Annotated in this window: 20 protein-coding genes and 1 pseudogene; 13 read left to right on the top strand and 8 right to left on the bottom strand. The window is 66.0% G+C overall.

Annotated features, from left to right (window positions below):
- Nucleotides 1-1,067 precede the first annotated feature (1,067 nt).
- On the bottom strand, nucleotides 1,068-1,379 hold the full coding sequence (locus tag IG75_RS0131145; RefSeq protein ID WP_051715344.1) for a DUF222 domain-containing protein: 312 nt from the start codon (nucleotides 1,377-1,379) through the stop codon (nucleotides 1,068-1,070).
- A 388-nt stretch (nucleotides 1,380-1,767) separates the two neighbouring features.
- Between IG75_RS0131145 and IG75_RS37620 the strand changes: the two genes are divergently transcribed.
- The 10 genes and pseudogenes from IG75_RS37620 to IG75_RS0131095 all read left to right on the top strand — a co-directional run bounded on the left by IG75_RS37620 (nucleotide 1,768) and on the right by IG75_RS0131095 (nucleotide 7,682).
- Nucleotides 1,768-2,181, top strand: a complete 414-nt coding sequence (locus IG75_RS37620) for a hypothetical protein (protein WP_051715236.1) — start codon at nucleotides 1,768-1,770, stop codon at nucleotides 2,179-2,181.
- Nucleotides 2,178-2,378: a DUF6186 family protein gene (locus IG75_RS0131130; RefSeq protein WP_030524921.1), complete on the top strand. Its 201-nt coding sequence runs from the start codon at nucleotides 2,178-2,180 to the stop codon at nucleotides 2,376-2,378. The genes IG75_RS37620 and IG75_RS0131130 overlap by 4 nt, the downstream gene beginning before the upstream one ends.
- Nucleotides 2,348-2,521, top strand: a complete 174-nt coding sequence (locus tag IG75_RS40960; RefSeq protein ID WP_081877264.1) for an Lsr2 family DNA-binding protein — start codon at nucleotides 2,348-2,350, stop codon at nucleotides 2,519-2,521. The genes IG75_RS0131130 and IG75_RS40960 overlap by 31 nt, the downstream gene beginning before the upstream one ends.
- Nucleotides 2,522-2,581: 60 nt before the next feature.
- Nucleotides 2,582-2,899: a hypothetical protein gene (locus IG75_RS0131125; protein ID WP_051715233.1), complete on the top strand. Its 318-nt coding sequence runs from the start codon at nucleotides 2,582-2,584 to the stop codon at nucleotides 2,897-2,899.
- A 203-nt stretch (nucleotides 2,900-3,102) separates the two neighbouring features.
- Entirely contained in the window at nucleotides 3,103-3,837 is a 735-nt protein-coding gene (locus tag IG75_RS0131120; RefSeq protein WP_030524919.1) for an MgtC/SapB family protein, read from the top strand.
- Between the two features lie 278 nt (nucleotides 3,838-4,115).
- Nucleotides 4,116-4,436 carry an ArsR/SmtB family transcription factor gene (locus IG75_RS0131115; protein ID WP_030524918.1) on the top strand — a complete coding sequence of 107 codons (321 nt, stop codon included), beginning with the start codon at nucleotides 4,116-4,118 and terminating at the stop codon, nucleotides 4,434-4,436.
- Between the two features lie 11 nt (nucleotides 4,437-4,447).
- Nucleotides 4,448-4,834, top strand: a pseudogene (locus IG75_RS40955) (SRPBCC family protein); the annotation flags it as partial.
- 29 nt (nucleotides 4,835-4,863) lie between these two features.
- Nucleotides 4,864-5,760 (top strand): alpha/beta fold hydrolase, encoded by an 897-nt coding sequence (locus IG75_RS0131110; RefSeq protein ID WP_245713374.1) that lies wholly within the window; start codon nucleotides 4,864-4,866, stop codon nucleotides 5,758-5,760.
- 761 nt (nucleotides 5,761-6,521) lie between these two features.
- The gene (locus tag IG75_RS39395) at nucleotides 6,522-6,719 is read left to right on the top strand and encodes a hypothetical protein (protein WP_156059274.1); all 198 of its coding nucleotides are present in this window, start codon (nucleotides 6,522-6,524) and stop codon (nucleotides 6,717-6,719) included.
- A gap of 378 nt (nucleotides 6,720-7,097) precedes the next feature.
- A complete protein-coding gene (locus tag IG75_RS0131095; protein ID WP_030524915.1) occupies nucleotides 7,098-7,682 on the top strand; it encodes a hypothetical protein in 585 nt (194 codons plus the stop codon).
- A gap of 691 nt (nucleotides 7,683-8,373) precedes the next feature.
- Here IG75_RS0131095 and IG75_RS0131090 read toward each other — a convergent pair.
- The 3 genes from IG75_RS0131090 to IG75_RS0131080 form a co-directional block, all read right to left on the bottom strand.
- Entirely contained in the window at nucleotides 8,374-9,123 is a 750-nt protein-coding gene (locus tag IG75_RS0131090; RefSeq protein ID WP_245713373.1) for a DUF2071 domain-containing protein, read from the bottom strand.
- A gap of 14 nt (nucleotides 9,124-9,137) precedes the next feature.
- Nucleotides 9,138-9,473: a metalloregulator ArsR/SmtB family transcription factor gene (locus IG75_RS0131085; protein WP_030524913.1), complete on the bottom strand. Its 336-nt coding sequence runs from the start codon at nucleotides 9,471-9,473 to the stop codon at nucleotides 9,138-9,140.
- Between the two features lie 127 nt (nucleotides 9,474-9,600).
- Nucleotides 9,601-10,137 (bottom strand): MmpS family transport accessory protein, encoded by a 537-nt coding sequence (locus IG75_RS0131080; protein ID WP_081877262.1) that lies wholly within the window; start codon nucleotides 10,135-10,137, stop codon nucleotides 9,601-9,603.
- A gap of 270 nt (nucleotides 10,138-10,407) precedes the next feature.
- On the opposite strand from IG75_RS0131080, the gene IG75_RS0131075 reads away from it, so the two are divergent.
- Both IG75_RS0131075 and IG75_RS0131070 read left to right on the top strand, forming a co-directional pair.
- On the top strand, nucleotides 10,408-10,914 hold the full coding sequence (locus tag IG75_RS0131075; RefSeq protein ID WP_051715219.1) for a hypothetical protein: 507 nt from the start codon (nucleotides 10,408-10,410) through the stop codon (nucleotides 10,912-10,914).
- A gap of 255 nt (nucleotides 10,915-11,169) precedes the next feature.
- Nucleotides 11,170-11,478, top strand: a complete 309-nt coding sequence (locus tag IG75_RS0131070) for a transposase family protein (RefSeq protein ID WP_051715216.1) — start codon at nucleotides 11,170-11,172, stop codon at nucleotides 11,476-11,478.
- 28 nt (nucleotides 11,479-11,506) lie between these two features.
- Here the strand turns inward: IG75_RS0131070 and IG75_RS0131065 are convergent, their stop codons facing one another.
- From IG75_RS0131065 to IG75_RS0131050, 4 genes are all read right to left on the bottom strand, one after another.
- Complete coding sequence (locus IG75_RS0131065) at nucleotides 11,507-12,331, bottom strand: class I SAM-dependent methyltransferase (protein ID WP_030524909.1); 825 nt, start codon at nucleotides 12,329-12,331, stop codon at nucleotides 11,507-11,509.
- Between the two features lie 7 nt (nucleotides 12,332-12,338).
- The gene (locus tag IG75_RS0131060; protein ID WP_030524908.1) at nucleotides 12,339-12,785 is read right to left on the bottom strand and encodes a GbsR/MarR family transcriptional regulator; all 447 of its coding nucleotides are present in this window, start codon (nucleotides 12,783-12,785) and stop codon (nucleotides 12,339-12,341) included.
- 13 nt (nucleotides 12,786-12,798) lie between these two features.
- Nucleotides 12,799-13,761, bottom strand: a complete 963-nt coding sequence (locus tag IG75_RS0131055; RefSeq protein ID WP_036515688.1) for an alpha/beta hydrolase — start codon at nucleotides 13,759-13,761, stop codon at nucleotides 12,799-12,801.
- A 678-nt stretch (nucleotides 13,762-14,439) separates the two neighbouring features.
- Entirely contained in the window at nucleotides 14,440-15,165 is a 726-nt protein-coding gene (locus IG75_RS0131050; RefSeq protein WP_030524906.1) for a VOC family protein, read from the bottom strand.
- Nucleotides 15,166-15,372: 207 nt separating this feature from the next.
- Between IG75_RS0131050 and IG75_RS0131045 the strand changes: the two genes are divergently transcribed.
- Nucleotides 15,373-16,011 (top strand): LysE family translocator, encoded by a 639-nt coding sequence (locus IG75_RS0131045; protein ID WP_030524905.1) that lies wholly within the window; start codon nucleotides 15,373-15,375, stop codon nucleotides 16,009-16,011.
- Nucleotides 16,012-16,492: the final 481 nt, after the last annotated feature.

Here is a 16,492-nt window from a genome sequence, read left to right as displayed (position 1 = left end):
ATCGGGTCGGGGTTGCTGTCGTTACGACCTCGGCCGTGCCGAGGACGGGAATCCCTTCTGTGTACCAGTGCCGGGCCTCGGTGCACTCGTGGTCTGTGGCCATTGTCAAGGTCACGGTCCGGTGATCGTGGAGCCGAAATTCGGCAGCGCGTTGCCAACTGCGTCCTACCAGCTCGTAGACTGCTACGTGAGTTGGGCTGTCGCCCTTCATCGGCTACTCCCACAGGGCGGGCGCTGGGCGGTCTGGGGAATCGTCCGGCAATCGCATTCTCCATAGCCACCGATTGCGTCCCCTAGGATATGGGATCCGCGACAATGAGACGCTCGTAATCTTCCCAATGTTGGAAGCTCGGAGACCCGATGCTATCGACACCGCGTTCCGAGTACGCCGTCGTCGACGCCATCGGCCACTGGCCTGTTCTCACCTGCGCTGAATTAGCATTCCAGCCGGGCTTTGTGATTTTCGGTGGCGCGATGGTTCTGAGGGCAGTGATCGGGGGTCTCGGTCCAGAGGTACATCTCTCCGAGTCCCCCGAAAATGGACACTTGATCCCGGCCGATCGTCGCTGACCTCCGATGATCGCAATGGCCAAGAAGGCGTCGATTGATGAATGGAGTCCCCGGTCCGAGCAGCGGCAAGGGGCGGACTTTTCGCGGTGCGAGAGGTGCGCCTCCACGGGTGGCAAGGCGGCGGCGTGGCTACGGTCGAAGCTGTGGCTGCTGCTGACCCGAAGATATTGGTATCGGCAAATCGGCTACTTACCTAAGGCTTGTCCTGTAGTTCGGTGTGGCGGTTGGCGTCAGCTATGACGTGTAGTTGGTCGCGCTGGTCCGTCCTGGCGGTACAGGGGCGAGGTGCCGGAGGTCCGATGCCTTCCGGCATGTCCGTCGTGTCGGGCGAGGGTTTCAGAGCGCTGTCTCAGGGGCCGGGCGACAGTAGGAGGTGACTGTATCCATGATCGGTGGAGAAATGGCGTTGCGGCCGGTGCGGTCGCACATCGAAGGACGCCACCCCCGCGTGGCGGCTCGAACCCGCCCGCCTCCGGTTGGGGCACCAGGGCTCGGCCTCAACTTGCTGCCGCCAGCACCCTCCACACCTTTCTGGTACGCGAGCGGGCCTGCGGAGCCGCGTAGTCGATTCGCCGGCGCGCCTCGTGGGCACTGATCCGGAGCAGATCGGTCAATAGCTCCACGGTGTCCCTGTAGCCGGTGTCCGCGGCGAGGCCACGGCGTTCGGCTTCGGCGACGGCCGCGTGCATGGCAGCATCCAGTCGCTTCCGGCGGCGTTCGGTTTCGACGAGTGCGCGCAGCAAGTCGACATCGGCCAGGTCCGGCCATCCTGGTGTTCGGGCGGCCGGCGCCAGCGTGGTCGAATTCATGGTCACCGCGGCAGCATACCTCAATTTAGAACATATGTTCGATAACCCGGCCGTGGGAACGCACGAGCCGACGTCACTGTCGGTCCGCTGTTTCGGAACAAGCTGCACGGTGGGTGGTGCCGGTGCCGGAGCTCACCCGAAGTCCTATGCCCGATCTCCGATCGTGTCGTAGACGAGTCCGTTTCCGGTCGCTCGTGTGGCGGCGAGGAGCTTGGCTCCCGAGTCCTGCACGAGGTCGGTCGCTTCAGCTGGTCCGTGCGCGATGAACGGTGCTCCTGGGTGACCGTGGCGAGCAATCCGGTGCGGTCGAGCAGCGGGTCGAGATCGTCGCGGAGTTGCTGGGCGAACGGTAGCCCGGCTCCGGCACTCGAGGCCTTATTCTGCCCGGGTGGCAGGGGACCCGGAGCTCTCGACGCGATCATTACGGCGGCGGATCACGCTGCTGGCCGTCGGTGTGGTGCTGGCGGCGGGTGGGGCCGCCACCCGACCGTTCGGTTGGTCGGCAACCCTGCTGGTGGCGGTACCGGTGGTCGTGGCGTCGGTGCCGGCGTTCCGCGCGAGGCCCGAGCAGATTCCGTGCACCGCCCGGCTGCGGCGCGGAGTGGCAGTCTGGTCGACGCTGCTGGTCGCTGCATCGGTGTGGGAAGTGTACGCCTTTGCGCGGCAACCTGATTGGACGAGGCCGAGCGACGTACACCCGACATTGTCGACGCTGTTGGATCCGGCACTCGAGCAGTGGCCGCTGCGGTTCGCCGGATGGCTGGTGTGGCTGGGTATCGGCTGGTGGCTGGTGTCGAGATGAGCGATCGGGTGATCATCATCCTCGGGTTCGTGCTGGTACTGGTGGTGACGCTCGGCATGGTCGCGGTCACGTATGTGCGCCGGGATCTGGTCGCGCCTCTGGGCGAAACAATCGCGTACCTCACGCGCACTCGGGTTGCGAGGATTGCCGCTGTGCTCGTGTGGGCATGGGTCGGCTGGCACTTTCTCGCGCGGTAGTGCCGCGAGGGAATCGGACGCAACGAGCCGGACAGCCGGCTCGAGGAACTTGGCAGCAGGATACGAAGGCGGTGCGGGGGTGGGCGCGCCGCAATGGGCATGATGTGCCCGAGCGTGGCCGTATTCCTTCCATGGCGCTGTAGGCATACCAGCGGGCAGCGAGCTGACTTCAGGGCGGAATCCGACAGGTCGAGCGCACCTACATGGACCGCCCCTACACCCCCGAACGCAACCCGATCGAACAGCTCTACTCGGCCGCGGAGGAATACTTCGAGTTCTATCTGGCACATCCGGAGTACTTCCGCCTGCTCGCATTCCCGGCCGCTCCCGGTCGCTATGCCGCCGGGAGGATATGGCACCACGGCTGGCCGAATCGGTTCAGTCTCGGCTGGCGCCCTGACGACCTGCAACGCTCCGCCCCCGAACTGCGCGAACTGCTGCGCACCGCCACCGACGTCATCGCGCTGGGTTTGCTCACCGACCAGGGCAGAAGTTCGGGGCCGGCCGCCGGAGTCCGGTAGATGCCCTGACCGCCCGGCATCGGGTTCGACAGGCCGTCGAGCAGGCTGTGAGCCGATATGAGACCGGGCTCGCCGGCCCGGTGCAGCTCGGGGCCGGCAGGTGGCGATCTATGTGTGACTGTCGCCTGCTACGCGGCTCACCTGCCTTGCTCGCCACTGGCTGGTGTCGACAACCGGTTGCCGGTGCGACACGATTGGAATCGATGACGACGGTCGCTGCGGTGGCGAGCACACATGCGCAGGATATGGGCCAGATCGGGCAACTCCTGCTGGCATTCGCGCTGTCCTCGGTCATCGGATTGGAGCGGCAGTTCCGCGGCAAGAGCGGTGGTTTGCGTACGCAGGCCATTGTCGGCACCGCCTCGGCGCTGTTCATGCTCGTCAGCAAGTACGGATTCGGTGATGTGCTCTCGGCCGGGACAGTTGTTCTCGACCCGTCGCGTGTCGCGGCCCAGGTCGTCTCCGGTATCGGATTTCTCGGCGCGGGCTTGATCATCACCCGGCGGGGCGCCATTCACGGGCTCACCACCGCGGCTTCGGTGTGGGAGACCGCCGCGATCGGCATGACAGCCGGTGCCGGTCTGGTGTGGCTGGCTCTGCTGGTCACCGGATTGCACTTCGTGATCGTGCTCGGCTACACCCCGCTGGGGCGCTGGATATCGCGGCGCGGCAACGCCGAACGCGGGTACGTCATCACCTACGAGGACGGCCGGGGCGTGCTCCGCGAACTTCTCACTGCCTGTACCGCACGTGGATGGACGATCGATTCGCTGGCGGTTCTCGCTCAGCGCGCGGACTTCGACGGCCACCTGCCGCCGGATCGGTTGGTCACGGTCGCGCTGCGGCTCAGCGGCCCCGGCGTTGTGGAAGCGAGCGCGGTTCTCGGCGTGATCGACGGGGTGGTCCGCGTCGACGCAGGAGAGGACGAGAACGACTGATCGTCGAACCCGGCCTTTTCGCGCCTGTTGGCGATGAAGCGCTCGCCCCGGTGGTCCTCGCCGGCTGATCCTGATCGCGATGGCTCGAGTGATCCGCGCGGCGGCCGTTGTCGCCACCGTCGTGGTGCGATCGTGCGTATTCCCGCGCCGGCCGTGGTGATCAGGGCTCTTCCTACTCGGGGTGGGGTGGGTGAGCCCCGCTGATGAGCAGCAGGTGTAGCCGGGCCACCACGGTACATATGCTTGCGTGTATATACGCAGAGGCGTATGTTCAAACCATGGTCGACACGGTGCAGCGGCGATTGACGGCGATCTCGGAGCCGAGCCGGTTCCGGATCGTCGAGTTGCTCAGGGATGGACCGCGGTCGGTAGGCGGCATTGCCGACGACCTCGACCTGGGTCAGCCGCAGGTCTCCCGGCATCTGCGGCTGCTCGCCGAGGCGGGCGTGGTCGAGGCAACGAAGCAGGCCCAACAACGCATCTACCGGCTACGTCCGGAACCAATGCGCGAATTGAGCGACTGGACGCAGCGATTCGCCGACCTGTGGTCGGAACGGATGGACCGTCTCGGCTCCTTCCTCGACGAGACGGAAAAGTGAGGAGGCAGAACATGTATGGGCACGGCGTCGTGGTCGACAGGTCACGCAACACCCTCCGCATCAGCCGCACCTACGCCGCCACCGTGGACCGCGCGTGGTGGGCATGGACCGAGGCCGAGGCGATCACGAAGTGGTGGGGCCCTGTGGGCTGGGCCGCGACCGTGTACGAAATGGACGTTCGCCCAGGTGGTCGCTGGCGGTTCCAGATCGCACCGGAGGACGGATCGGCCGAACCGGTGCGCGGCGTCGCCACCTACCGCCACGTCGTCCCGCATGCCGAACTGGCCTACGAGGACGCCTTCGCCGATGAGGCGTGGCAACCCGACGGAACCGGCACCTTCCCGACCTCGGTCACATTCGCCTCGGCCGGCACCGGTTGCCGCATCGAGGTCGAGGCGAGGCCCTGCGGCGAGCAGTCGAGCTGCAGATGGCCGACGGCTATGCCGAGGCCCTCGACCGGCTCGACGACCTGCTCGGGACACTTCAGGGAGATACGATCATGCAGACCGTCACCTCCGCCGACGGCACCACCATCGCCTACGAGAAGACCGGCTCCGGCCCGGCGATTATCGTGATCAGCAACGTCGCCGAGGACCACACCGGGGTCGCCGGCCTGGCCAAGGCCTTGTCCGAACATTTCACGGTGATCGCCTTCGATCGCCGTGGCCGTGGCGCCAGCGGTGACCCGCAGCCATACGACCCCGCCCGCGAACTCGACGACATCGCCGCGCTGATAGACGTCGCAGGCGGCTCCGCGGCCCTTACCAGCGGTTCCGGCGGCTGCGCGATAGCACTCGACGCAGCGAGCGCGCTGGGTGACAGAGTGACAGGACTCTACCTCTACGAACCACCGTTCATCGTCGATCACTCCCGGTCGCCGGCGCCCGCCGACTACGTCGAATACGTGGAAGGGCTGGTCGCGGCGGGCAAGCGCAGCGAGGCCGTCGAATACGTCATGACCGAGATGATCGGGGTTCCCGCCGACTACCTCGAGCCGATGAAGCAGGACCCGTCCTGGGCAGACATGGCCCGGTACGCGCACACCTTCGCCTACGAAGGCCGGATCCTTCGCGGGCTCCAGGACGGTAAACCTCTGCCCGCCGACCGCTGGTCGGTCGACGCGCCGATCGCGGTCGCTATCGGCGGCGACAGCGAGGCCTACTTCCGCGTGGGCGCCGATGCGCTGGCCGCGCTCCTGCCGAAAGTCACGGTGCTGACCTTGCCCGGTCAGGGTCACGGCGCATTCTGGGCGGCGCCGGAGCCGGTCGCCGAGCAGATCCGGGAGTTTCTGCTCAACGAAACAGGCGCGGCACCAGTTCGTTGATCGACGTGTCTTGGGGCGAGTTTCGCGCGACGACGTGCGTGACGGCGTGGCATCACGTGTCCGAGTTCCCGATCGAAGACGGCGGCCGTTGGGTCCAAGCAGCTGACCGGGAAGGTCGACCTCCTCCCGACGTCGAGGTGCTGGCCGGTCCGTGAAGCGGGTGCCCGCCCTCACGTTGGTGCCGCCCAGACGTCCCCCGCGTGCATGCTTTCGTGGCGACTCGATGGTCGTGCCCGCGAAACCTGCCGCTCCACCGCCGGCATGTTTCCCCTTGGCGCCCTGCTGATATCAATCGCGACGTTTGGAAGCCCGGTAGAGCCAGGCGCACTCTGCGACAGTCCTGGTCGACAAATCCCGAGGCAGTGAGGCGGTCGCTCGAAGGATTACCGAGTCCGGTCACGATCGGCGCTGATGTATCACTGGCGGGTGCTGCCTGACACGGGGCTGCTGCCGACCGCGCTCGCCGAGACTGATCGCGTGGTCGCCTCTTGGGACGACCGACGCCAGATACGCCACCGGATCGAGGCCGTGCGGGACTCGTCGGCGAGTATCGCGCTGTTTTTGGAGTACATCCCGCAGACCCTGCACCAGTGGCTGAACGTCCAGATGGAAGCGGGCACCCAGGCCTTCTCCGCGGAGAAGGTCGCGTTCTTCGCCCAGAACCAGAGCTACGACCGCAGCTTCACCTCCATTTACCTGGTGAACTGGTTGCTCACCGCTCTCTACGGGTCCAGTGGGAGGACCGGGAAAAACGGGCGGCGATGGTGTCCGCCATCGCCGAGGGCAAGCTGCCGGAGGGTCTCCCGGAGGAGGTCGCCGCAGTCCTGACCCGGCACGCGCCGCTCGCCGTGCCGATGTCCGCGTTCATGCATGCGTTCCAGCAGGAAAGCCGCAGCACCCCGTATTCGGGCCAGGAGATCCGCCGCCTGCTCGACGGCCGGGCCTGTGCGGAGCCCTGACGTCCCTGTCAACCACCGCGTCCTCGGTCCTACTTGATGCCGCGAGAACATGTCCGGACGCCGACACCGGTGTTCAACGGCGGCTGTAGGTGGGCTATTCCGGTCCGATGCTGTGACGTGGACGATCCGGGCCGGTTGTCCGCGCCGAAGACCGTAGGACCGATGGATAGCAATCTTCGATCGCTCTTCGGAAGGGGTTCCGTTGTTCCGTCATTCTCGTTGGGGTGGCCTCGCTGTGGCCACGGTCGGTAGTGCTGTGGTGGCGTTCTCCGGTGTCGTGCCGGTCGCCGAAGCGGCCCCGGTGCCGGTGCGTACTCAGGAGCAGAACAAGTCTCGGACGCCGGTCGTGGCCGGTGCATTGGAGCTCGGCCTCGCGCGGTGCTGGATCCGGAAAGTGAAGGTGTCACTCTCACCGTCGCGGGCGGGGCGGTCGACTCCGGTGACGCGGTCGAGTTCCGGGCGTCGCGTGGCAGTGCGCTGTACTACGGCGACGGCCGGGAAGGTGTGCGTGGTGTCGTCGGGTTCGACGGCGGGATCCAGTTGGCCAAGGGGCAGAAGAAGGTCGCGATCACGGCGGTGTCCTATGACATCGCGACCGGGTCGATCACCGGCGCGGTGGGCGACACCGCGGTCGAGATCGCCAAGGTTTCCGAGCCCGGGCAGGCGCAGGTGGACAAGAATCAGGGATCGCCACGGGCGACGGTGATATTCGGTGAGGACGGGCTCGTCGTCTCTTCCGGTCTGCTTACCGCGATCGATGCCGCTCTCGGTAGCGGCTTCGCCGGCATCGTCGACGGAACGGAGTTCCCCGGGCAGGTGAGCATCGATGTGGATCTGCGCCGCGGTGACACCGTCGATACCGCGCTGGCGACGGCACTCGGTCTGGCCGACGGCCTCGACGATGTCGACCTTTCGACGTTGCTCGACCTGGACCTGGACGTGGGGCTCGACCTCAACTTCTGACTGCTACCTGGTCACTGATCACGGTCCGGCCCGGGCTGTACGCCCGGCCGGGCCCCTGGGGACGGTGTCCCATCGAACTCACCGGGTCGCGCCAAACAGCCCATATGGGCACCAGGCGGGCTATAGCGCCTGGCGTTCGCTTCCGCCACCAGCGGGACTATTGCGGCCGGCCTCCGGGCCGCGGGTTCTGCGTCCCCTGCCGTCACGACACAATTCTGCCAACCGCGCACGGCCGCAACCGATATCGTCTCGATCGCCGATGTGGCGACCCGCGTAGCACCGGTGCATGTCACGGCCGCCGTGCGGTTCGCCCTGGACCGCCTGGATGAAATCCTTTCCTGGACAGCGGATTTTGCCGTTGTCGAAGTGTTATCCGTTTGCTGGGTATGACGATGTTTGCGTGGCTGCTCGCCCAATGGGACGCCACTTCCGTGGGGTTGGCGCTGGTGGCTACTGGGTTCGGTGGGGTGTGGTTGAGCGTCGTCGGTTGCGTATACCGGTATCAGCGGCTGGTCGAGATTCGCACGATCCTGCGGCTGACCCCGCCCGGCGGCAGTGCCGCGGCTCTGTCTCGGCGGGGCCCGTCGACGGCGGATGACGAAGTGCTGGCACATATCTTTTCGGCGCACAGTGAGAACGTGAACTTCATCGGCGCTATCGAGCGCGGCCGCCGCAGACTGGCGCGGTGCGGTTATTCCGGATGTGCGCTATTGCCCGCAGGCACGGAGTCGACATCGACCCGCAGGGGCGGAAGGGGGCGCCAGGACACCGGCACCTGGCGCATGAGTAAGGCGCAGTCGAGTACTGCGGTGCCGGGCGGGAACCGGTCCCGGTCGTCGAAGACCGTGGACCGAACCGATTGGACCTCGACCGGCTCGACGTGCCACGAGTTCGTCTGGAGTTCGAGCCCATCGAGGCATCGACCGCCACGCGTGGCCGAGAATCCGGCCGAGCCATGCCGAAAGAAGTCCGATGCCTGCGCCAGCTCGGCGAACAGTTCGCTTCCCTGGAACCGCTCGGCGGTCCGGACATCCACGCTCACGGAGAGGGTCTCGTCATGACTGGCGAAGGCCACATGCAGGTCCTGCGTCGTCTCCCGCACGTCGAACCGCGCCCTACTGTGCTCACCCGGAAACAGTCGGCCACCGGCAAGGACATTGATCACCGAGCCGCTGTCACGACGTGAGATGTACACACCGGTCGAGCGTCCCTGCGGACCATCCCACTCAACCGCGATGCGATGTGCCGCGTTCTCGCTGCGCAGTCCGACCCAGCCGGGTAGCCGACTGGGTCGGAACTGCCCGAGGCGGATCAGGCAGATGCCGGCAACCGCCCAACCGCCAACCAATTGAGGTCGCATCGGCGGCGGCACCAAGCTCGCGGCAGCCTCAGGGGCGACGCGGTAGTTCACGAGAAGGCGTCGCTCGACGACGCTGGACATCCGCGGAGGTCTCATCAGGTTCCCTTGTTCTTGGTGGTTCGCGGTCTGCGCTGTCTGACGATGACCTGCTCCGGGCAGATCGCGCTCAGGAACCTGCCGACACACAGCGCCAGTCGTTCCTCGACAAGGGAGTAGAAGATTCGATTGCCGGCTCGTCGCTCTCGGACGAGCCCGGCTGCCTTGAGTACGCCCAGATGCCGGGAGATCGACGGACCACTGATCGGAAACTTGGCGGCGATATCCCCGGCGGTCAACTCGCCGGAGCGCAGATCCTCCAGGATCTGCCGGCGCGTGGGGTCGGCCAGCGCGCGGAACACTCCGGCTTCCTCTTCAGGCCCGATCTCGGTCATGCCTGTATTTTAGCTTTATAGCTAAATAGCGAATTGCGCTTGACCGCGGCCATCGTCGGCACCGCGACCCGCGCCCGGTGACCACCGGGCAGGCATTGCTGTCAGGCCGCGCACGGGTACGGGCGGCTCAGCCGGCGTTTCCGCGGCAGGAAACGATGGCGGAGGGTCCGGTGGCGGTGTGTGCGGTCAGGATCTTGCCGTCTTCGCCGACCGTGCGGGTGATGGTGGTGGCCGCCCGGTCTGCCTGGGCGGTCAGGGAGAAGAGGTGGTCGAGGCCGGTCATGGTGACCTGTGTGTTCCAGGGCAAGCGCTGCAGGTCGGCCTGCTCGATGGTGGCGCCGTCGCCGCTGGTGTAGGAGATGTTGGCGGCCAGCGGGCCGTCGCTGCTCACCTCGTAGGTGAGGGTGACCGGCTCTCTGATCTGTTGCTCCTGGTCGCCGCCGCCGGTGAAAGCGATACAGGCGCCGAGGAACACCAGCAACGCCACTACGATCGCGCCGAGGATCCATGGCCATTTCGTCTTCTTCTTCGATGGCCGGAGATAGCCGGCCCGGGGGTCGCCCCCGTAGGGCGCAGACAGGTGATATTCGGGCGGGTAGGGGCCGGGGCCCGGGAGGTGTCGTCGGGGTGGGTCGTCACCCGGGTACGGCGGCTGGCTGGTCATGGTCTTGTTCCTTCCGCATCAGACCGTGAAGCCGCAGAGCCACTTTCTCGAGCACGCGCAGTGACGTCACTTTCGCCGTCACGAGCTCGCCCGACAGGCTCCGCGCGACACCAGACTTCGTTCATAGACGATGTCGGAATTCGGATCTGGCGCACTTTTCGTGATGGGTGTGGCTCGAGCGGGGGTAGGGGTGCACCCGCCGAAAGTCCGGCGGTAGGCAGCTGGTCGCGGGCTGGATGGCGAAACACCAGCCGTGCGAAGCTGGGCGGCGTGACTTCCGAGATTCTGCCGGTCGGCGATCGCCTTGACCGTATCCGTGCTTTGCTGTCCGGCTCGAGCGGACCGCTCGGGAATGGGGAGATGCATGCGTGGGCGAATCTCGGCGATGCAGCGCGGATGCCACGTGAGGTGTTCGAGCTGATCGAAGGTCTCGGTGTTCTCGAGCGTTGGTACCCCAAGGTGCCGGTAGACGTTCCGGGCTCGTCTGCGGAACTAGCTGACCGTCTCGCCGAGATCGATGTGGACGGTGCTGTGCGCCGACTGATCGGTATTGCCTCGACTACGCTCGCCTACGGCTCGCGCGGACGCTATAACCGGGTCGAGGCAAGTGAGGTGTTCGGTTCGCTGGTTCGCCTTCTTGGCTATGGAAGCCGCTGGTGGAGTAACACTGACGGTGCCGGCGGCTGGAACCCGGTGACACGGCATGTGTTCGACGCGGTGGTGACCGGTGTCGGCAGCGGGATCATCGTCACGGTCCTCGTTTTCGACGAAGACTGACCGGGGATCGTGCCGAGATAGATTTTCACCGCGTCCGCACCGATCCCATCCCGAACACCCCTCGAGCTCTATAGCAGACAGCTTCCCGAGTCGGAACCGTCATCACGCCAGGACGGACTCGCAATTTACGGCAGATAGTGGGTCACCATGTGCCGTAAATTGCTACCGCGGATTTCTGGCGGATGAGCCGCTACCCCCTGAGCCCGGAGGTCGCACGGGTCTTGTGATCATGTCTGACTGTGTGTTGATCGTGGTGTGCGTTTGCTGCTGCCGCACCTGGCCGGGGTGGCCGTCGAGGAAGTCGAAGAGGTCAGCGGCGTGGTGTGTATCCGGCCATCCGCGCTGGCGGGGGCGGTGGCCTGCAGGTGCTGCGGGTGCGATGCGACCAGGGTGCACAGCCGGTACGAGCGCAACCTGGTCGACGCGCCGGTGGGCGGACGGAGGTTGCTGATCCGTCTGCGGCCTCTGGGCGGAGGACGGCACTCACCGATAGATCACGACGATCAGGGATATGCCGAACTCCGTTGGATTCTCGGCGATCACTACCGGAACCCCGTGTCGTAGCCACCTGGAAGTGAGGTAGGCGCGCTGTTCAGAATCGATAGTGGAGTATGCGTGTGCCCTGGCGGGACATCGCGGTGCTGCGGGCCATGAGGCGGGTGAGTGCACGCACCGGTTGCGGGAACGCGGCCACTTCCGGGGCGCGGGTGAGTAGTTGCTCTGCTACGAGGGTGAGGCCGGCGTCCCAGTGCTCCGGCTCGTGCGGGTCGTCGAAGCCTTGGGCGGCGTCGATGCCGAGGGCCTTGATGGAGGGGTGGTATTTCATCGCCCAGGCGGCGAAGCGGGTGTAGCCGTTGAGCGCGAGTTCGCCGGCCGAGAGCCGGGTGACCAGTTGACGGATCATGGTCTGGAACGAGTCGCCGGGCAGGAAGGGCAGCAGGCCTTCGGCCACGATCATGGCGGGTCGGTCGTCCGGCAGGGCCTGTGACCAGTTGGGCTCGGTGACATCCGCGGCGACCAGGTGTGACCGGTCCGGGAGGTATCGCTGGCGCAGGTCTGTGACCTCGGGTAAGTCGACGTCGTACCAGTCGACGCCGGAGGGTGGGGTGCAGCGGGCCAACCGGGTGTCGAGGCCGCAGCCCAGGTCGACGACGATCGCGTCGGGGTGCGTGGTAACGAACTGGTGGATGACGTCGTCGAGCTTTTTGGCGCGGAGCGCGGTGCTGGCGACGAGGCTCGGTGTGAGTTTGAGCTTGGCGAAGTCGTAACCGGTATCCTCGGCGATCCGGTCCGCGACCGCTGCGGCGAGAGTGTCGCCGAGGATCGGGTTCGGTTCCGTGCTGTCCATTGCTCGTGCGCACAGGGTGAGAAACAGCGTCTCCTGGGCCGGGCTGAGGCCGAGTTGTTGCGATGGCATGGGTTTCCTAGTGCTTCGGGGGGGTGCGGGCGGCGATGTCCCGCAGCCAGGTCAGGGATTCCTGGGCCGCCTTGATGCGTTCGGTATGTACGCCTTCGGTGAGGGCGAAGCCCTCCTCGGCGATGTCGCCGAACGCGCTGAGGCTATCGAGTTTGCGTTGGACGACCTTGTGCCAGGCGTCGTCCTCGATGCGGTAATAGGCGGTGCGGTCGCCGGGGCGGCGGACCTTGCGCACCAGCCCGATGGCGGTGAGCAGGCGCATGTTGGAGGTCAGGGACGCGCGGCTGGCCTGGATGGTGTCGGCGATTCCGCCGGCGGACTGCTCAGGTGGGTCGCAGATCATCAGCCAGCCGAGGACGCGCCCGGTGATCGGCGGCAGCCCCCACTCCTCGACGCAGAAGGTGGCTACCCGTTCCACCCACCGCATGAGCTGGTCCTGCCGTTCGTCGCCCATAGCGCCTCACTCCCTATGTCCGGTGGTCACCATTCATAGCGGCGACGGACTCGTGGGTGGGCGTCGGGGTGGTGGTGGCCAGTCGGGTCCGGCGCAGGTACCGGTCGAACCAATCGACGGCCAGGCCCATCGCCTCCTCCAGTCCGGGGCCGGTGTAGAGGCCGAGGACGTCGTAGGGCAGAACCTCCAGTCGCTTGGGCTCGCCTGCCTTGGCGAAGGCGGTCTGCGCTTCCTCGAGCATGTGGTACGGATCGTGGCCTCCGTTGGCGATCATCAGCAGCGGCGTCGGCGTGAGCCGGTCGATGAGGTTCTCCGGCGCGAAGGTGAGCATTTGCTCGGTGGAGTCGAGGGTCTTCTCGTTGCGGTAGGTGGGATACAGCTCGCTCGACAGGTCTTGGGCGCCCTTGGCGGTCTCGTGGTCCAGGTTCAGGTGCGGCACGCGGGCGCTCTCGCCGGTCTCGTAGCGGCGTTGCCAGTCCTCGTCCAGCCGCTCGCGCAGTGCGTGCAGCCCATTCCGGCCGAGCAGCCGCTCCAGGTACCGCCACCCGTTCCACACACTCGGGCTCTGCACGACGACACACTTGGCGCGCCGGTCGAGCACAGCGGCCTGGACGGCGACGGAGCCGCCGATGCTGACGCCCCACAGGCCGATGCGCTCTGGTTGGACCTCCGGTCGCGTCTGGAGGTAGGAGATCGCGCTGCGGAAGTCCTCCACCTGCCGTTCCGGGTAGTCCAGCCCGCGCGGCTCGCCCTCGCTCGACCCGACGGTGCGGTAGTCGATGGCCAGCACGACGAAGCCCGCTCGCACGAAGTAGGGGGCGAAGTAGACCAGTGCCTCCTTCACCATCACGCCACTGTGTCCGAGTACCAGCGCGGGCGCGGGTGAGTCCGCGGACACCTCGTCCGGCAGGTAGAGGTCGCCTGCGCAGCGGGTGCCCAGGCTGGTGAATGTCACGGGTTCTCGCTGCACGGTCATGAACACTCCGAGAGGCGTTCGTTGCTATAGAATTCAGTCACGACTGAAATCTATAGCAACACCCTGCTCCATGTCCAGGTGGGGGTCCGGTAGTGATCGCCGAGAAACCAACGGAGTTCGGATATCCCTGATCGTCGTGATCTATCGGTGAGTGCCGTCCTGCACTTGGAGGCCACCATCGCTAGCGCCTTCAGCTGCGGGTACTCGGCTATCCGCCCGATTTTCGGCGGGTACTACGGTGACGCGCTAGTGTGGTGCCATGCTGGGACGGATTCGCGAGTATCAGAAGCTGTAAGCGTGGGCCGTTTGAGCTCTCGGGAGCGGTACATCCGCCAAAACGGGCCGAGTTGAGGTCTAATGCAAGATCTGCCCGCGGGTGTCAAGTCATCGGGAGCAGTGAGCGGCTCGCGGCTCGCAGTGCTCCTCCGTTCGGGCAGTACAGCTTATGAGCAGCTGAGCGAGACGCGGTTCACCCGCTATGGGTGAACATTCCTGATGCTGATACCGAGCGTCGGCGTCCGTAAAACGATGCGTTCTTGAACACGGATAGGCGATATCATCGCTGGTCATAGATATATTCGACCGAATTTCGCCCAGAACTACCCCTTTTTTGGACAGCGGGAAGGGCAGTATCTCGGGCGCTCCATCCTCGGTCCGCTGCGAAACCGGTTCCCGGAGTCAGCCCTCGATGGAGAAGGTGAGGCCATCGGGTGCGGTGAGATCGGCAATCATGCCCCGGTCGCTTCCGGGATCCACCCGCCCGGTTCCGCCATGCGACTCGCCCGCTCGCCGTTGAACCTCGGTGACGGAGTCGACGGCGACGATCAGGCGCCAGCCCGGCACCGTGTTCGGCTTTGCGAGCCCGGTGAAGTCGGTGTCGGGATCGGCCATTCCGAGGAGGCGCTGGTAGAACTCGGCGGCGGCTGGTGGATCCGCGCTCAGGTGCTGCAGTCGCCGCGGCGCCGCCCCGGTCGCCCGCGGATGCGTCCAACCCCTCCGCGGTGCCCGCCGCCACAGCGACACTGCCGCGCCGAACGGATCGATCAGTGTCGCGATCCGGCCGTCGTCCCCGGCATCGAAGGGCGCCACCACTAGTCGGGCGCCGGCCTCGACCGCGGCCGCGACCCGCGCGTCCACCTCGTCGACCGCCAGGTAGCAGGCGATGTGCGGGGGTGTCCCGGGCGGATAAACAGCTGCCGTCACGTCACTGAGTCCGCCGATGCGGTGCTCGCCCACCCGGATGACAGTAGCCCGCCGCCACGAGTCCTGGTCGGTCTCGACAGTCCAGCCCAGCGCGCGTTCGAAGAAGGCTGCCGCCGCGTTCGGATCCCGCGTCTTCAGGTCCACCCAGCAGAATGTCCCATCGGGTCGGGGGACCAGACCTCCAGAAGGCTGCGCACTCATGGCCCGTAAGCATCGCAGAAACCATTGCCAACCGGATGTCGCGACAGGAAACCTGTTCAAACAAATGATGTATTGATGAACACCTGTGGGCGGGATCGTCGCTGTTCAACGATGCTTACAGCGCTGACCCTGCCCGTAATCCTCCCATTTATGAACAGCGGCGATGTGCCTTGTAGGGCGCCTCGCAGCGCCTCCTAGGATCGGTGGGTGCTCACTTCCCTTGTCTCGTTCACCCTCGCCGCGGTGCTGCTCGTCATCCTGCCGGGCCCTGACACCTTGGTGGTGTTGCGCGGGCTGGTGCGCGGCGGCCGCCGGGAGGGAGTGCTCACCTCGATCGGAGTGTTGTGCGGCCTGATGGTGTGGATGCTGGCCGCTGTCGCGGGATTGTCGGCGTTGCTGCAGGCCAGTGAACTCGGCTACGACGCACTAAAGATCATCGGAGCCTGCTACCTGGTCTGGATGGGCGTGCAGTCGTTGCGGTCGGTCCTGCGCGCGGCCCCCGCCGTCGCGGCCGCCGATCCCGCGCCGACGCGGCCGGTTTCGCCGATGAGCCGCGCCGGGGGTTTCGGCTCCGGCCTGCTCACCGACCTACTCAACCCGAAGATCGGCATCGTGTTCATCAGCTTCCTGCCCGGCTTCGTCCCGCACGGGTATTCGGTCGGCTGGACCACGCTGACACTGGGCGCCCTCTACATCGTGCTGACCGCGATCTACTGCGCGATCCTGGTCGCCGCAGCCGGGAAGATCGCCACCTGGATGCAGACCCCGCGAGTGCGCCGTCGCCTGGACGCGATCGCGGGCATGACATTGATCGGATTTGGCGGCCGCCTCGCCACCGAGAGCTGAACTACCTGCGGCACCTTTCCGCCGGGCCTGTTCATTACATGATGCATTTTTGAACACTGGTCGTCGGAATCATCGCTGCTCAACGATGTTCACCCGCGGATTTCGTCCGAGAATCTTCCATTGGTGAACACCTTGCCTGCGCTCGCTCCTGATGACCGTTTCGGTGCGGTCGGCGATGCTGGACTGGCTGGAGTCGGCGCTCGAGAAGGACAACGCCGTGCGCGTACTTGTCGGTTGCGTCCGTCGGTCGATGTGGGCCTGGCTCCGGTTCAGGACTTATCAGCGGCTTGCCTCGACGAGGTGGCGTGGTCCGGCTGCGGGGTTCATGGGCAGCCGGGTGCTGCTGTTCGGTTCTCGCCGCGGGAGTGAGATAGGTGGGTGCCGAAGAAGGTGGCAAGTGTGTGGTGTTGAACAGCGAGGCTGTGGGCGGGATCGACGGCGCCGACGAATGCTGCTGCGGCGCCGCCCAGCTGGGGGAGCA

Origin of the sequence: Nocardia rhamnosiphila NBRC 108938 (genome assembly GCF_000720425.1) — a bacterium.
GTDB classification, from domain to species: domain Bacteria; phylum Actinomycetota; class Actinomycetes; order Mycobacteriales; family Mycobacteriaceae; genus Nocardia; species Nocardia rhamnosiphila.
This window is presented reverse-complemented; position numbering and strand designations above follow the sequence as displayed.

Coding starts and splice junctions, on each gene's coding strand:
- IG75_RS0131050 (WP_030524906.1), bottom strand. CDS start 15,165: ATGAGTGCGCAGCCTTCTGGAGGTCTGGTCCCCCGACCCGATGGGACA.
- IG75_RS0131085 (WP_030524913.1), bottom strand. CDS start 9,473: ATGACCGAGATCGGGCCTGAAGAGGAAGCCGGAGTGTTCCGCGCGCTG.
- IG75_RS0131110 (WP_245713374.1), top strand. CDS start 4,864: ATGGCCGACGGCTATGCCGAGGCCCTCGACCGGCTCGACGACCTGCTC.
- IG75_RS0131130 (WP_030524921.1), top strand. CDS start 2,178: ATGAGCGATCGGGTGATCATCATCCTCGGGTTCGTGCTGGTACTGGTG.
- IG75_RS0131060 (WP_030524908.1), bottom strand. CDS start 12,785: ATGGGCGACGAACGGCAGGACCAGCTCATGCGGTGGGTGGAACGGGTA.
- IG75_RS0131125 (WP_051715233.1), top strand. CDS start 2,582: ATGGACCGCCCCTACACCCCCGAACGCAACCCGATCGAACAGCTCTAC.
- IG75_RS40960 (WP_081877264.1), top strand. CDS start 2,348: ATGGGTCGGCTGGCACTTTCTCGCGCGGTAGTGCCGCGAGGGAATCGG.
- IG75_RS0131080 (WP_081877262.1), bottom strand. CDS start 10,137: ATGACCAGCCAGCCGCCGTACCCGGGTGACGACCCACCCCGACGACAC.
- IG75_RS0131145 (WP_051715344.1), bottom strand. CDS start 1,379: ATGAATTCGACCACGCTGGCGCCGGCCGCCCGAACACCAGGATGGCCG.
- IG75_RS0131115 (WP_030524918.1), top strand. CDS start 4,116: ATGGTCGACACGGTGCAGCGGCGATTGACGGCGATCTCGGAGCCGAGC.
- IG75_RS0131065 (WP_030524909.1), bottom strand. CDS start 12,331: ATGCCATCGCAACAACTCGGCCTCAGCCCGGCCCAGGAGACGCTGTTT.
- IG75_RS0131120 (WP_030524919.1), top strand. CDS start 3,103: ATGACGACGGTCGCTGCGGTGGCGAGCACACATGCGCAGGATATGGGC.
- IG75_RS0131055 (WP_036515688.1), bottom strand. CDS start 13,761: ATGACCGTGCAGCGAGAACCCGTGACATTCACCAGCCTGGGCACCCGC.
- IG75_RS0131090 (WP_245713373.1), bottom strand. CDS start 9,123: ATGTCCAGCGTCGTCGAGCGACGCCTTCTCGTGAACTACCGCGTCGCC.
- IG75_RS39395 (WP_156059274.1), top strand. CDS start 6,522: ATGGTGTCCGCCATCGCCGAGGGCAAGCTGCCGGAGGGTCTCCCGGAG.